Genomic DNA, 15,669 nt, shown 5'->3' with positions numbered 1-15,669 from the left:
ATAAACAAAGATTATAAAAAATCATAATAAAAATTGAAAGGCTTTTATTTTCGAAAACGAAAGATTGCTTGAGTTGTAGGCTTTCAGTTATAGGTTATAGGTCATGGCCAATACTAGTGCAGCAATTGGACAACTACACTTCATTAATAACAATAAAACCTTGCCTGCTTGTAGCAAGCAAAGTTTATCTTACCTTGTAATAAGCGATTTATGTTTTCCGCTTCCTTAGTTATGCATTCTTTTTTTTGCTTCGATAAACCACAGCAATTCGCTCACGAAAGTATGCGCTCTTTTATCTGTTTGCGCTTTGTCCAACGGTTCACCCTGTTCATTAAAAGCTTCCTGCACTTTGGCAACCGGAAACATAGCTGGTACAAGTATGGAGCCGATCTTCCATAGACTGAACACCAGGGATGTCATGACCTGTGCACCGCCGAAATTACCGGCCGATGCCGTAGCTAGCGCAATAGGTTTTTTACGCCATTCATCATATAGCAGATCGATTACGTTCTTTAGACTAGCCGGATATCCTCCATTATACTCCGGAGTAACCAGCAAAACGCCCTCTGCTTCCCTTATTTTTGCTGCAAAATCCAAAATCTTTTCGGACGGATTCTTTAAGAAGCGTAAACGCTCTTCAAACAGCGGAAAATCATAAATATCAAGATCGACCATCTCTACATCTGCCAACTGATTGCTTTCGATATAATTTTTAAAATAGAGGGCAACCCGGTGACTATTTCGACCTTGTCTGATACTGGCTGAGAGGAGAACAATTTTTGCCATGGCTTTTTTCGATGATGTATAAAATTACTAAATTGGCACATGCAAGCTTTCGAAAATTATCTCAAACGCCATACGCCTCTAACAGGAGAACAAATTAGCGTTTTGAAGCAGGAATTAAAAGAAAAAACCTATCAAAAAGGAAAAATTCTTTTAAGGGAAGGGGAATCAACAGGCCTTGGCTATTTTGTATGCAGTGGATTGCTTCGGGCCTACACGCTCGACAGCCAGGGCAAGGAACATACGATCCAATTTGCTCCTGAAGATTGGTGGCTTGGTGATCGCAATAGTTTTTATTTTCATGAGCCGGCAGCATTCAACATTGATGTGTTGGAAGAGACACAGGTAGTGATTGTTACCAAAAATTTCATGGAGCATGCTACTGAAATTTGTCCCGAATTCGGAAAATATCATATTTATCTTCTGCACAATAGCATTCGTTATATGCAACGTCGCATCAACCAGCTTTTAGCTGCAACCGCCGAAGAAAGATACCTGGACTTTATACGGCTCTATCCCAAATTGACTTTGCGCATATCGCAAATCATGATTGCCTCCTACCTTGGCATCACACCCGAATCATTAAGCCGGGTACGCAAAGAGTTGGCCAGGCGTAATAGTCGTGTTTAAACCAAAGCGATCTTTCTTACCATAGGTCAATTTTTTCGCCTCAAGACACCTGTACCTTTGTAGAAAGGAAAAGAAATCATGAAAAAGCTAATTGAGAACATTGTGTCTAAGCCAACTAGACCCGGAATGGTGGGCGATGGTTTTAGGGTGTTTAATTATTTTCCGAAGGGTGTTATTACGCAAAGGCGAATGAGTCCTTTTTTGATGTTAGATTTTAATGCCGCTTATGATTTTGGCCCTTCCGATCATGTGCGCGGTGTTGACGTACATCCTCACAAAGGATTTGAGACGGTTACCATTGCTTACAAAGGTAGCGTAGCCCATTATGATAGTGCCGGTAATAGTGGCGTTATTAACCCGGGCGATGTGCAGTGGATGACTGCCGGAGACGGGATATTGCATAAAGAATTCCATGAAGAAGCATTTTCGAAAAAAGGAGGATTATTTGAAATGGTACAATTGTGGGTGAACCTTCCCCAAAAAGACAAATCCGCAACACCTCATTACCAAGCTCTTCTTGCCGAAAATATGGGTAAACTCGTGCTCGAAAACAATCAGGGCATTGTCAACGTCATTGCAGGTAGCGCACAGGGCGTGCATGGGCCGGCGTCGACCTACACACCGCTCAATCTTTTTGACATACGGTTGAACAGTGGAGGAACCTTTCACACCTCAACGCCCAGTTCACACAACACAGCTGTCTTATCCATAAATGGGGAGATCGAAGTAAATGGTCAAAAAGTGGCTGAACACGGCTTTGTATTATTTAAAAATGAGGGTGAAGAAATAAGTATACATGCGCCGGAAAAGAGCATCGCGCTTTTATTAAGCGGTGAGCCCATCCACGAACCGATTGCCAGCTATGGCCCCTTTGTTATGAATACAGACGCAGAAATCAGGCAGGCAATTACGGACTTTAATATGGGTAAATTCGGTTATCTTGAGTAAGGTTTTTCGCAATGCACCGCATTTGGCTACAGACAAGAGCACACTTTCAGTCACTTTTCTTAGTCTAGATTAACAGCCCTAGTGGAAATACGCCGTAATTTTGCGACTAAATAAACAAAAAATACAATAGAAAGTACTTAAACTAATAAAGGCAACTTATGGAACAGTTAAAAGTAGCACTAGCAAACAATCGGGGCCAAATCCAGCTCCTCGTCGATGACCAACAGGTAGGTGAAATGGAAATTTCCGTTCATAACGGACAACTGACGGTCTATCACACGGAGGTTAATCCCGCATATGAAGGCAAGGGTTATGCAAAATTGCTGTTAAGCAAGCTAGTCGAGTACGCCCGTGAGAACAATTTAAAAATTGTGCCTCTGTGCCCCTATGTGCACGGCCAATTTAAACGTTATCCTGAGCTTTATCAAGACATTTGGTATACACAGAAAAACGATTAACGCCTCTTGCTCATGCACTATTCTGTCCGCAAACTCTTTATCGGATTAGTAATTGCCGCGCGTAATGCATTTAAACACACCACTACTAATGCTAACAGAAAAACTAAGCAACCTACCGCAACAAAGGTCCAGGCGCTGATATTAATTCGATAGCTATATTTTTCCAACCACTGATGCATTAACCACCAGGTAATTGGTACGGCCAAACAGAAAGAGATCGTAACCAGCTTTAAGAACTGTTTCGATATCAAAAAGAGTACCTGTTTTATAGTGGCCCCTAATACCTTTCGGATTCCAATTTCCCGAAAACGCTTTTCTACTGTAAAGGAAGCCAGTCCGGCCAAACCAATACAGCATATAAAAATAGCTAAGCCGGCAAAGATATTCGTGATTTTACTGATCAGCTCTTCGTTTATAAACTTTCTACCAAATTCCTCATCAGCAAATTGATAGGTAAAGGGGAAGGCTGGGTTGTATTTCTTAAATACCGTTTCAATAAAAGGCAGCGCCTTTTGCGGCGATATGCCATCGCGCAATCGCAGTGATATAACGCCCGTTGCGGTCGGATTGTAAAAAGTAAGCATAGGATCAACGGGCTGATAAGGTGATTCCATCACCACATTTTCAGTTACACCTATCACATTATATTTTTCATCACCAAAACGCATTTCCATTCCAATAGGATCTTTTAGCCCCATTGCTTCCACGGCGGCGCGATTTAGTAGAACAGAGGCCGAGTCGGCAGGCATACCCAAGAAATCGTGCCCCTGCAGTAAATTGATACCCATAGTTTTAGCAAAATCCACATCCGTGCGGATACCCGACACAACTAGATTCAAGTTTGCCGGTTTCCCGTTCCAATCAGGGGCGCCCGATTTCCACCATACCTGCGTAATGGGTGAGCTGGAACGTGTTACTGATTCTACCAATCGGCTAGCCAATAACTCATCTTTAATAACACGGAAATTTTTTTCCGTATCCTCTGTACCCGTAACCATAAGGAGATTATTCGCTTTATATCCCATATTTCGGTTTTTCACATATTGAATCTGCTGATAAACAATAATAGTTGCCGAAATCAGCAAAATAGAGATTACAAATTGCCCGACAACCAGTATATGTCTAGGCAATGCAGCCGCTTTGCCCGGCAAAAACACACCCTTCAACACTTTTATCGGATTAAAAGCAGAAAGGTACAACGCGGGATAACTTCCGGCAAGCAAGCCGGTAAAAAGTATGATAACCAAAGAGCCAAGCCAAAAATAAGGCTGGTTCATTTCAAGTGATAGCTCTTTTGCTACCAAGGTATTAAATGCCGGCAAGAGGAGAAAGACAAAACCGATAGACAATAAAAAAGCAAGGAGCACCAAGATGGTCGATTCGCTGAAAAACTGTAAAACCAATTGCATCTTTCCACTTCCCAAAGTTTTACGTATACCTACTTCTTTGGAGCGTTTCTCCGATCTGGCCGTCGAAAGATTCATGAAGTTTACGCAGGCAATCAACAAAATAATGACTGCTATAATTGAAAAAAGTTTTACATACTCAATCATGCCACCAACATTTTTTCCGTCCTTAAATTCACTGTATAAACGCCATTTGCTCATTGGAAAACTGAAATAAGTACTGATTTGATCGCCTGGATCATGCGTTTTTTTCAAGGTGTTAATCGTTTTATCAACCTGCTTTATGTCTGCTCCGACTACCGTCTGAACATAAACACGCCAACTAGAACCACTCCAGTTATTCATCATCCGCTTCGTATATTCGTCATTATAATTAAAGGGTCGTATGAAATCGAACTGAAAACTGGAATTTCCCGGCGGGTCAGCCACTACCGCTGTAACCTTTAAGTCACGATTTTCTTCTACAATCCGGAGGCTTTGGTTAATCGGGTTTTGCTTTCCAAAAATAGCCGTTGCGGCCGATTGTGTTAACACAATGGCAGAAGGGTCTTGAATGGCCGTGACTGCGCTCCCTTGCAGAAATCTCCAGGAAAACATATCAAAGAAATGTTCACTTACGGTCATACCATTCTTCTGTAAGATACGGTCGCCATGACGCATGGTCAAGTCATACCCTTGGGTAGTGACTACCGCATGCTTAATTTGCGGACTTGTCTTTTCCAAGGCGGAAGCAAGCGGCAACACCATATTATAATCAGTAAAGATGCGGTTATTAAAGTCGCGGTTAGCGATCACTACATAGGTATTGTCGTAGTTTACTTGAAACTTATCATAATTAAGTTCATCCCGTACCCAAAGTAAGATAAAAATCGTACAGGTAATGCCAATGGTCAGTCCAAGCATATTGGTGAACGCAAACCCTTTACTCCGAAGCAAGTTACGCCACGCTGTTTTGATATAATTTTTAATCATCTTCAGATTGATTTACAATTAGGCAAACAACAAATCTGCCAAGTTAGCAGATGCGTTAAAGGGGTAATTATAATACGATAGGAATAAGGGTACTGTTCGGAATCGAACAGTACCCTGTCCGATAATGGACGATCAATTCGGACGATAGTCGAAGGGAAACTCGCTAGTCCGCTCTTCAGTTCGTAATAATAAAATAATGACAAGACGCTATCGTGACATCCAGACCGGTATTTTATTTCGAAAAGCCAAATTAAATGGTTAAACTTGTATTAATTTAACAGCATTATTTTGTTAAATAATATGAAGAAAATAAGCAATATACAAATACCGGTTTTTGTCATTCATGAGCTCATCATCCGTCTGCAAGAAATCGACCCTTTAGTTGGCGAATACAAAAGCCATTACTTCTCAACAGAAGACGCTGTTGTTGAGACTAGTTATTTACAGCTGAGATTTCCTATGTATTTACTTCGAAAGCAATTTCAGGATCCGGAATTAATCAGTCAGGATGAACTGCGACAGCAATTGCCTTTTTACTTAGGGGCTTAATACCAGTGGAGAGCTTGTTACACAGTATCATCGCAACTGCCACTATTTTACAACTTAACCACTTTCCTACTCAACGTTTCAACTATTCAACTACCTAACTGCTCTCCAAGCCACAATAAACATTAGAAAAATCTGCTTTAGCTAAATCACTTTTGTGAATAACGAAATAAATCTCACCCGCATCCCAGAAACAAAATCCAGGTAATCTATCTGAGCTGACCTTGAGTAACACCGTAAAGTCGTTAGCATTTCCTCGTAGCTGATTGGCTGCCTCAATTTGCGGAGAATCATGTTGTTTGAATACATAACTATTCATGCTATGTACCGGTTTTACAGATAAGGTGTGCTCCTCCAATTGTCTTCTCAAATTCTCTGTTTGTTCGTACTCTTCTTCCAGGGCCGATAAGCTGGCGGCTTTCCCTTTATACAGACTGTCATCATTATAAAAATGAGGCACACTTACATATTTACCTACCTTTACACGATAGGGAGCAAAAACACCGTGGTCATCATAAATAAAATCATCTTCTATCTCTAATTCGGCAGCCGAAATTAATACATCCGTTTCCTGAGCATAAATCACTTTGGCGTTAAAATCTTCCTGATCCGTGATGAAGAAATAGAGTAACCCTTGCCGAGGAAGGTAATTTTGATATGAGGCAAGTTCTTCACAATTTATTTGTGCAATGAACTGATATCCCATTACACGATTATCATAGGTTGTAAAAACGGGATAGGTAATGCCACATGGCAAATCAGGCAATCCTCCAAATCTCGTATTCCCTCGATCGGAATAATCATCCGGATCTGTGGTTTCTAATGCCACAGATGCAAAGGCTAATGATCTGATCCCCTCCCTATAAGGCTCCCAATATTCCTCCACGAGCGCGTAGCTCAACTGCTTTTCTAACTCGGTATCATAAAGGCCAGAAAAATTTTCAATCGGACTCACGCCGATCGTCACCCATTCATCACCCTTGTTATACGTTGCACGAATACTTTCCAGCACAACTCCAGGGTTCTCGAAAATATCCGGCACTGTCATTTCAAATAAACTTGTCCTAATTGTTTGCATAGCCTATTAATCGGTTGAAAAATCATTATTAATCTCTACGGATATTAATGATATGGTTGTTTTTCATTAATTCGTTTAAGTCTGTTTTTGATAGGAAAACGATACTTTTGCCATAGTCCTTCGCATGATGTCGGCGAATGACACTCAATTTAGATGCACCAGGCACTTCATAATCATTGACGCGAAACCCAAGGGAGTCTCCTTTAAATTGGCTAAGCAGATACAAGGTATAGAATCCATTTGATTGTTTAATACCGTATACATCACCAACTTGTGGTCGCTGCAAATAGTTGGCTGTCTGCCTATCTTCGTTCACAATGGCAATAGATATGAACAATATCAGGATTACACCGAGTAAAAGTCCACTAAAATATTTCCAGGGTATACTCGGCTTCTCGCCTGGGATAGATTGTGCTAAACTTAACGGCATCTCCTTTCGGCTCAAGGTTTGACGGCAGTGTGTGCAATGACTAAGCGACTCTGTTCGATAACTAAACATCGGTATCCAAAAAATATGAAAATAGCGTACATAAAAATGGAGTCCTACTGATTGTTCAGAACCGCAATAGGTGCAATCGAACTTAGGCTTACCGGCCCGTATTAATCTTTTCCCTGTTCCAAAAATGATCATATCATAAAAATTAGTTTCTACCGACTTCCATTTGTTTTAGTCGCCGTATAACGTATCGGAACATTATCGATTGTTAGATTATCAATATATACAGAAACCTGTGTACTGGCATAGCCATAGCCGTCACCAGATGCGAAACTTTCCGAGGTTGCTCCTACCGAGGCATCTTTAAAAGCAATAGTTCTTAAAGTTTTCTTTTCCCCGGTCGCCTCCACAGTGATCACACCATCCGCTTTATCCATTTGTCCACCGATCCATTTTAATAGAAATTCATCGGTATTTTGTTGAAAATCAATACTCACGATATAAGCATCATAAGCAGAATATCCCATTGAGGGGCCGTCGCCCCTAGGTTTCGTACACGAGTAAGCAAAACTATTCAATAAATAACTCTGAGATTTCTTGCTTTTCGAATCCGTTAATTTCAGTCGAATTGTACGATCTCCCTGTTGTCCAAATGCGGAAAGCACTAAGACAAGGCAAAAAAAAGTATTAAAAAAAATTTGTTTCATTTTTCTGTTTTTTATAAAGCGACATCCTATTCATAGGATGGATAATCTTCGTTGTTTAAAAATTAAATTTTCCTTCAAACAGCTTTCCTATGAATGGCACAGGCTTCTTTACTTCATTAAAAGCCGTAATGATACCTAACAGTAATAAAATCAATGGAATCAAAAGGATCAGGTAGCATAAGGTAGCTAAGCTAGGTAAGAGAGTTAACACCGCTGTGGTGAGTATGCTCAATATAATATGAAAAATAAATATACCGAGCGCTTGACTTAGATGATAGCCCACCAAACTGCTTTTTTCTTCCGATTTTTGATAATTCAGGTAAGCAATAACCCATCCGATGATTGTCAGATAGGCTATAATTGACATATTTTTGTTCGTCATGATAATAATAATTGTTTAAAAATGAACAGGGCAAAACTAGCTTGAATTGACAATAATGCCTGAAATCAGAGACCTATACACCGTCTACAAGAAAAAAACATTCGACTACAAAGCGTCTACAAAAACCTCAAAAGAAACTGCCTGTCAATATTTTAGCCAATTATTCCCATTTTTTGAACCCCATCTTTTTTCTATTTTTGAACATGCATTGGTTAAACAAGTCCCTACTTCTTATCTGCATTTCGCTTTTTACCATCCTTTATCACTCAAAAGGGCAGGAAATTTATATCGACTCATTAGCGCATCTTTTAGCGCAACCAAGCACGACGCTGCAGGAAAAACCGCTCCTTTTATGTAAGCTGGCGAAAGCCAATACCGAAAAGGATCTAAAAAAATCGTTTAAACAAGCGCGGGAAGCGATTCATATCGGACATAAGCTAAACACTTATGAAGGGCCCGCCATTGGTTTTGCGACGCTCATTTATCTCTATATACAAGCCAACGATATAAAACAAGCCTATGAGAGCCTCGATAGCGCTTTGTATTATGCCTCACGAACGAGTGACCCGGTCGCAAAAGGCTTTGTTGAATTCAGAAATGGGTGGCTTGACTTAGTGAACGGGGAAAGTGACAAATCCATCACTAAGTTATTGAAGGCGCTCGATTTATTCAAAACAGTGAATTTTTATGAATACGAAGCCACTATTTATCACTATCTCGCCAGTATCTATGGGTATGGCAACGATGTCAATAAACAATTGGCCTATGCGCGTCTTAGCTTTGAAAGTGCTAAAAAAAGTGGACAAGTGGACGCCTTAAACACAGCTTACTTCACGGTAGGACATAGTTTCTATGACCGCTTTAAACTGGATACAACCAAGCATGATCTGCTCGACTCTGCCTTGATTTATAACAAGCGGTCTATTCGACTGTCTACCATTCAACGCGGACGTCTAATCGCACAAAGTAATACCGCGGCAGCGGCGTTGAACATTGCAAATAGCTATTTCAAACATTTTCCCAATACTTATAAAGACAGTGCAGACAAGTACATCGATTTCGCTATTGAAATCGCAAAGCGGACAAACTTACATGAAGTGCTTATGAATTGCTATGGTATTCGTAGTGAGTACGCGCTGCGCGGGGGAAGGTACGACGAAGCAGAGAAGACGCTGCTTAACGGTTTAGCTGCACTTGAAGGTAATGTCCTTAAAATGCCGGTAACGAAAGCACGCATATTTCTTGCTTTGTCCCGAATCGCCGAAAAAAAAGGTTCAGAGAAGACTGCCTTAAGCTACCTAAAACAGCATATTGCATACAATCAAGAGGCTTTTGACGAAGAAAAAATAACCAATATCCAGAAAATGGAAGCCCGGTACAGTATGGCCAAAAAAGAACAGGAAATAAGTTATCTAAAGAAGCGGAACTTTCTATACTTGATCATTGGTCTATCCTGTATCCTTACACTATTGTTTCTACTTAGTTCTTATAATTACAAACTAAAAGCTTCAACAAGAAAGCAAGCCCTTATTGATCGGGAAAAAGAAGAAGCTCAGTTAAAAGCGCAATTAAAGGAGGCAGAGGCCAATAGACTGCATGCCGAACAAGTGCTGTTAAAAGAACGCGAGGAGCGCTTACAGAAAGAGATTCTTGCAGGAACGCTGCAGATTGAAGAAAAAAATGGTTTACTGGAAATGCTATCTGATAAAATCGCGGAAAAAGGTCATCTTTCTGTTGATGAACAGATTAAGCGAATCGTCCAGCAGCAGAAAAGAATGGATAAGGAATTTGAAGGTCATAAGACCGATTTTTTTGAAAGCGAATCGCAGTTCTTTGAGAAGTTACAGGAAAAAGCGAATCATACCCTTACCCGATTAGACCTCAAATATTGTTCTTATATTTTAATGGGGCTCTCGAATAAGGAAATATCGACCCGTTTAAGTATCGAACCAAAGAGCATCCGCATGGCAAGATACCGCCTTAAACAAAAACTTGGCCTTGACAAGAATGATCAGCTGGACCAGTTTATACAACAGGTAGGACGCCTAACATAAGAAGCTTAATTTTAATACCTTATAACCAAAACAAAAGTAAAACTTAACCAATAGTTGTTTATTTTTCCAAAAATTTGTACGTTTGTGCTCCGATTTGGCTATACGACTACTTAGCCACTTTTTCTGTAATCTAAAAATCAATTGTTTTGATTGAATTTGGTGTTTTTGGCGGTGGCAGCTGGGCTACTGCTCTAGTAAAAATTTTAACAGACAATAAACTAATAGTTAATTGGTATTTAAGACGGACAGAGCAAGCAGAGGCAATACAAAATGCAGGCAGTAATCCTGATTACCTAAACTTTGTTACTTTAAATACGGAATATTTACAGTGCAGCTCTCAGAAGCAGTTTGTAGCACAAAAGAGTACTATTATTCTATTCGCCGTTCCCAGTGATGGTCTCTCTGATTTATTGATTGGTTTTGATAGAAAATGGATCCATAACAAAGCTGTATTGAGCGCCGTCAAAGGAACTGTCGGTGAAGAGCACGAGCTACCAAGCGCCTATATATCGAGGCAATTAATTATACCGAATAACCTTCAAGGTATTTTGGCAGGCCCCTGTCATGCTGAAGAAATCGGCCATAGAAAAAAAACTTACTTGACAATCGGCGCGGTTGATCCCCATTGGCAGCAAATGTTACAAACCTGCTTTTCAGCAGATTATCTTGACGTTCGTATAAATGCAGATATTACGGGAATCGAATGGGCCGCGATCTACAAGAATGTAGTTGGTCTGGTATCCGGAATGGCTAAGGGGTTACGTTACGGTGATAATTTTATTGCTGTTTTAGTGGCCAACGCTTTGGCGGAATTGAGAGAAGTTCTCCGGCATATGGGCAGTAATGCCGAAATCCTCAGTTCTTCTTATGCAGGCGATCTTTTAGTGACCGCGTATTCGACTCACAGTCGTAACCGTCTTTTTGGTGAGATGATCGGCCGCGGCTATAGCGTCGATAAAGCAAAAGATGCCATGAACATGGTAGCTGAAGGTTATGGAGCAACACGCGGGCTCTATCAGACTACCCGGAATTTTCCCTTGAAGCTACCGATCTTACAAACGGCTTATCGCGTATTATTTAAGTATATGCCTGTATTAACTGAGTTTAAACTTTTGGAACAAAAATTAACATAGCATGATACTAGCAACAGACTTAGACGGAACTTTCTTAGGCGGTGAAATGAACCAGCGAATGGAGCTCTATCGCCTTATTAAAGAGGTGAAAGACTTTACGCTGGTTTTCGTCACAGGCCGAGGCCTCGAAACAGTCATTCCCCTATTAAACGACCCGCTAATTCCTACACCCGATTATATCATCGCCGATGTAGGAGCTACCATCGTCAATGGACACACGTTGGATAAGATTGAACCGATCCAATCGGAAATAGAACGTAACTGGACGGAAGTCTTTGATTTACGGCAAGCACTTGCAACAATTGAAGGCATTGAGCCGCAAGAAGTACCACAGCAGCGACGGAGCTCTTTTTATTATTCAAACGGAGTTGATCTAACGAAAGTGATGGATATAGCCGAAAAGAAAAATCTGGACGTCATTACATCCGTCGATAAATATTTGGATTTGCTTCCTAAAGGCGTAAATAAAGGTTCTACACTTCGCAAACTTATTAATATGTTAGGTGTAGCAGATGAAAGAGTGCTCGTGGCAGGCGACACAATGAACGATCTCGCCATGTTTCAAATTGGTTGTAAAGGTGTTGTCGTCGGAGCATCAGAGGCTGCTTTATTCGATACCACTGCTAAAAACCAAGATGTTTACCACGCCAAACAGCCAGGGGCCGGAGGCATCTTGGAAGCCATGCAGCGACTCGACTCTTTTCGTAAGCTATTCCCGGCAAACAAGACCGCAAAAGTAAAGCGAAAAGCCACTAAAAATCAATTGGTTATTGTCTATCACCGACTCCCTTATGAAAAATCAATGATCAAGGGCCAAAGCGTACGTCACGCACCAAAAAGCCCCAACGGTATTATTCCCTCTTTGCTCGGACTTTTTGAAAATGGTCGTGCCGGTATCTGGATAGGCGAAGAAGCGCAACAAAAAGACGGAAAAGAAGTAGGTAATCAATTGATCGACGCGCAGAAATATCCAAAGCTATGGAGTTCTACCATTTCTTTATCCAAAAAAGATATTGATCAGTTTTATCGGGTGTTTTCCAAGGAGGCCTTTTGGCCAACTATTTTTTCCTTTGTAGATAAAGCAAGATTCAATCACGAAGATTGGAACCATTACCTTCGTATCAATAAAATTTTTGCCGATCGTGTAGCAAAAGAAGCCGATCACGGTGCTTTTGTTTGGATTCACGAATACAATCTCTGGATGGTACCTGCCTATTTGAAGCCTTTACGACCTGACTTGAAAATTGGCTTTTTTCATCACACCTCCTTCCCAGGTGCTGATGTTTTTAATATCCTTCCCTGGAGGAGGGAAATCATCGGTTCGCTGCTGTTGTGCGATTTCATTAGTTTTCATATCCCGCGTTATGTAGAAAATTTTGTTGACGTACTCCGAAGTCACGTGCCGTTTCGGGTGGTTAAAACAATCAATGCTGCCAAACAATTTCTTACTTATAGCTGTGCCTTGGGTGTGGAAAGCATGACAAAAATTATCGAGGTGGAAGGTCGCAAAATTCGCTTAGGAGCCCAACCGGTTGGGGTAAACATGGCAAGCATCAAGCGCGCACTAACCTTTCCAAAAGTAAAACAGCATATTCAACGCATGCAAGTAGCGAAGCATAAGAAAGATATCAAAACGATTCTTTCGATAGAGCGTTTGGATTATGTAAAAGGGCCCTTGGAAAAGATAAAAGCTTTTGGTGAGTTCCTGGAAGATTACCCGGAATACCGGGAAAAGGTAGCGTTGATCAATATCTGCACGCCCCCTTCGCAGGGAATGAAGATTTACGATCAAGTTCGAGATGAACTGAATCAAGCCATTGGTGAGATTAACGGTAAATATGCTACCATGGATTGGCTTCCAATCCAATATTTCTACCGTTCACTACCTTTTGATGAAGTAGTTACTTATTATGGTATAAGTGATATAGCTTGGATTACACCGCTCCGAGATGGGTTAAATCTAGTTGCGAAAGAATATATTGCAACGAAAGGACTATTAAACGACTTCAGTGGAGCATTGGTGTTATCTGAATTCGCAGGAGCTTCTGTGGAGCTACCTTATGCTATTTTAACGAATCCTTACGATCGGAAAAGTATGATTGAATCGCTGCTAAAAGCACTGATGATGGATGAACAGGAACAAGCGATCCGTATTCAACGCTCCTTTGAAGCGGTTTCTCATTTCGACGTGGAATACTGGGGTAAGGATTTTGTACAAGAACTCGAGAAGTCGTAACAGACAGTGTTTATATAAATCAACAGATCCCCGCAAAGCACGTTGCGGGGATTTTAAACAAGTACCAAATCAATATTTTTGTGCGCAGCTACAATGGATTTGAGCATCTCAAAATAGGTTTCCCCGATGCCGTTTTCAAGCGCTATTAATTTCTCCCTAAAATATTCTTTATTAAAGAGAGCACCTTGTTGAAGCTTATCTTCATAGTAGGCCTTAGTCGCCTTATAACCTAAAGCTTCTTGCATTCGTTCAACGTTTTTCCACACAAACCTTACTTTTCCGCAATCTTTCATAGCCCCAAAGCCACCATATAACAGATCGTTAAACGCATCAAGGCTGTTCCCTATCTTCCAATCTTCATCCGACATAAAGACCCGATTGATTTCCTCATAAAACGAAGCAATGTCATGAATATGCAAACCGTCAATAGCTATTTCCTTGATCATCAAAGTAAATTAATGATTTTTTTGATTATTTACCAAGCGCTCGGTATCATCATATTCCTGCGAAGCTCCCCCCACTGCACGATAAAGTGCTATAACTGCTTGCCATTGTTGCAATTGATCATCAATTCTGTCCATCTGTGCATTCAAAAGGTTCTGTTCAGATAATAGCACATCTGTATAATTCGTTGCAGAACTATACCGAAGCAACTCTTTGGTAAAATCAACTGCTTTTTCGAGCGATCTTAATTCGTTACGTCTGCTCGTTTCTTTTAACGAAGCGCTTTCCAAAGAAAACAAGGCATCCGAAACTTCCTTCCCCGCCGTCAACAATGTTTTATTAAAGTTGTAAAAAGCCTCCTGCTGCTGAGCCTCGGCCGTCTTTAGACGGGCCTTATTTACACCACGATTAAAGACAGGCTGTGTTAAGCCGCCCATAATATTAGCAAACAGACCTGCTTTAGTAAACCATTCAGAAATGTCAAAACTGGTAAACCCTCCGGCGGCAGTGATATTAAAACCGGGATAAAAAGCGGTTTTCGCAACATTGACCTGTTCAAAGGCCGTTCTGAATACCAACTCCGCCTCGGCAACATCCGGACGAAAACGTAATAATTGAACGGGAATACCGGCCGATAGGTCAAGCGGTAGCTTTTGATTTGAAAGAGTCGTTCGCTCAATAGCTCCGGAAGGTCGACCAAGGAGCAGACATAGAACATTTTCAGTTTCCCTAATTTGTCGTTTAATATCTGGGATGAGCACTTCTACTGCATATTGATTCGCTTCGCTTTGCACTACTGCTGCGCCGTTAACCACCGCCGAAGCTTTAAGTTCCCGCATCGTCAGGACGTCCTTCTTGCGGTTTTCAAGAGTCAATTCCAACACCTTCAGTTTCTGGTCTAACGCAAGAAGTGCATAATAATTAGCTGCAATGTCAGCTACCAACTTACTTCGTATTGCCCGCTGTGCTGCCTCCGTGGCCAACAGATTGGCTAGTGCAGCTTTTTTACTACTCTTGAGACGTCCCCAGATATCTGCTTCCCATGCCATGGTAAGGCCCGCGTCATATTGGGTAGCATTATTGATTAAACCATAACCCTGCGGAAAAGCCAATCTCGACCGTTTAATAGACACCGCACCATTTATCTCGGGAAAAAAGGCTTGTCGACTTTGACTAAAGGCTGCCTCAGCGGCAACAATGCGTTGTATTCCCATTTTAAGGTCTAAGTTCTCTTCCAACCCATCGGCTATTATTTTTCGAAGAGCAGTATCTGTAAAAAAATCCGACCAATTTTTCGAAGCAACCGTATTGCTATCAGCTTGCGTTTGGCTTCGGTAGCTCGATATTATCTTCGCATCGGGTGCATCATATTTTTGAGTCACCTTACAAGACGCTACTATTGACAAAATCACAACAATTAGCCCTTTATTTCTGTATTTCATGATTTTCCTATTAT

Annotated in this window: 15 protein-coding genes; 7 read left to right on the top strand and 8 right to left on the bottom strand. The window is 41.0% G+C overall.

Translation table 11 applies throughout. The annotated features are described in order from the left end of the window. Positions 1–225: 225 nt before the first annotated feature. Positions 226–786, bottom strand: a complete 561-nt coding sequence (locus E0E36_RS17740; RefSeq protein ID WP_013665884.1) for an NADPH-dependent FMN reductase — start codon at positions 784–786, stop codon at positions 226–228. A gap of 39 nt (positions 787–825) precedes the next feature. Between E0E36_RS17740 and E0E36_RS17735 the strand changes: the two genes are divergently transcribed. The 3 genes from E0E36_RS17735 to E0E36_RS17725 all read left to right on the top strand — a co-directional run bounded on the left by E0E36_RS17735 (position 826) and on the right by E0E36_RS17725 (position 2,819). Further along, on the top strand, positions 826–1,413 hold the full coding sequence (locus E0E36_RS17735) for a Crp/Fnr family transcriptional regulator (protein ID WP_013665883.1): 588 nt from the start codon (positions 826–828) through the stop codon (positions 1,411–1,413). A gap of 78 nt (positions 1,414–1,491) precedes the next feature. Continuing rightward, positions 1,492–2,361, top strand: coding sequence for a pirin family protein (locus E0E36_RS17730; protein ID WP_013665882.1), 870 nt, complete (start codon positions 1,492–1,494; stop codon positions 2,359–2,361). Between the two features lie 158 nt (positions 2,362–2,519). Further along, positions 2,520–2,819, top strand: coding sequence for a GNAT family N-acetyltransferase (locus E0E36_RS17725; RefSeq protein ID WP_130857130.1), 300 nt, complete (start codon positions 2,520–2,522; stop codon positions 2,817–2,819). A 17-nt stretch (positions 2,820–2,836) separates the two neighbouring features. On the opposite strand, the gene E0E36_RS17720 is transcribed toward E0E36_RS17725, so the two are convergent. Then, entirely contained in the window at positions 2,837–5,089 is a 2,253-nt protein-coding gene (locus E0E36_RS17720; protein WP_423213033.1) for an ABC transporter permease, read from the bottom strand. A 408-nt stretch (positions 5,090–5,497) separates the two neighbouring features. On the opposite strand from E0E36_RS17720, the gene E0E36_RS17715 reads away from it, so the two are divergent. Further along, positions 5,498–5,746: a hypothetical protein gene (locus tag E0E36_RS17715; RefSeq protein WP_013665879.1), complete on the top strand. Its 249-nt coding sequence runs from the start codon at positions 5,498–5,500 to the stop codon at positions 5,744–5,746. Between the two features lie 94 nt (positions 5,747–5,840). Here the strand turns inward: E0E36_RS17715 and E0E36_RS17710 are convergent, their stop codons facing one another. From E0E36_RS17710 to E0E36_RS17695, 4 genes are read right to left on the bottom strand one after another with little or no spacing between them, the layout of a single operon-like run. Then, the gene (locus E0E36_RS17710) at positions 5,841–6,821 is read right to left on the bottom strand and encodes a YwqG family protein (protein ID WP_130857128.1); all 981 of its coding nucleotides are present in this window, start codon (positions 6,819–6,821) and stop codon (positions 5,841–5,843) included. 28 nt (positions 6,822–6,849) lie between these two features. Then, positions 6,850–7,452, bottom strand: a complete 603-nt coding sequence (locus E0E36_RS17705; protein ID WP_130857127.1) for a hypothetical protein — start codon at positions 7,450–7,452, stop codon at positions 6,850–6,852. A 17-nt stretch (positions 7,453–7,469) separates the two neighbouring features. Continuing rightward, entirely contained in the window at positions 7,470–7,964 is a 495-nt protein-coding gene (gene tssD, locus E0E36_RS17700) for a type VI secretion system tube protein TssD (protein WP_130857126.1), read from the bottom strand. 55 nt (positions 7,965–8,019) lie between these two features. Beyond that, positions 8,020–8,346, bottom strand: coding sequence for a DUF4870 domain-containing protein (locus E0E36_RS17695; protein WP_130857125.1), 327 nt, complete (start codon positions 8,344–8,346; stop codon positions 8,020–8,022). A 203-nt stretch (positions 8,347–8,549) separates the two neighbouring features. On the opposite strand from E0E36_RS17695, the gene E0E36_RS17690 reads away from it, so the two are divergent. The 3 genes from E0E36_RS17690 to ggpS all read left to right on the top strand — a co-directional run bounded on the left by E0E36_RS17690 (position 8,550) and on the right by ggpS (position 13,769). Next, on the top strand, positions 8,550–10,400 hold the full coding sequence (locus tag E0E36_RS17690) for a helix-turn-helix transcriptional regulator (protein WP_130857124.1): 1,851 nt from the start codon (positions 8,550–8,552) through the stop codon (positions 10,398–10,400). 146 nt (positions 10,401–10,546) lie between these two features. Beyond that, positions 10,547–11,533, top strand: a complete 987-nt coding sequence (locus E0E36_RS17685; protein WP_130857122.1) for an NAD(P)H-dependent glycerol-3-phosphate dehydrogenase — start codon at positions 10,547–10,549, stop codon at positions 11,531–11,533. A 1-nt stretch (position 11,534) separates the two neighbouring features. Continuing rightward, positions 11,535–13,769 carry a glucosylglycerol-phosphate synthase gene (ggpS, locus tag E0E36_RS17680; protein WP_130857120.1) on the top strand — a complete coding sequence of 745 codons (2,235 nt, stop codon included), beginning with the start codon at positions 11,535–11,537 and terminating at the stop codon, positions 13,767–13,769. A gap of 53 nt (positions 13,770–13,822) precedes the next feature. Here ggpS and E0E36_RS17675 read toward each other — a convergent pair whose 3' ends face one another. Further along, positions 13,823–14,215 carry a barstar family protein gene (locus E0E36_RS17675; protein ID WP_130857118.1) on the bottom strand — a complete coding sequence of 131 codons (393 nt, stop codon included), beginning with the start codon at positions 14,213–14,215 and terminating at the stop codon, positions 13,823–13,825. 9 nt (positions 14,216–14,224) lie between these two features. Then, positions 14,225–15,655, bottom strand: coding sequence for an efflux transporter outer membrane subunit (locus E0E36_RS17670; RefSeq protein ID WP_130857117.1), 1,431 nt, complete (start codon positions 15,653–15,655; stop codon positions 14,225–14,227). Positions 15,656–15,669: the final 14 nt, after the last annotated feature.

Origin of the sequence: Olivibacter jilunii (assembly GCF_900607235.1) — a bacterium.
Lineage (GTDB): Bacteria > Bacteroidota > Bacteroidia > Sphingobacteriales > Sphingobacteriaceae > Olivibacter > Olivibacter oleidegradans.
Note: the sequence above shows the minus strand (reverse complement) of the source record. Positions and strands in the feature narration are given on the sequence as shown.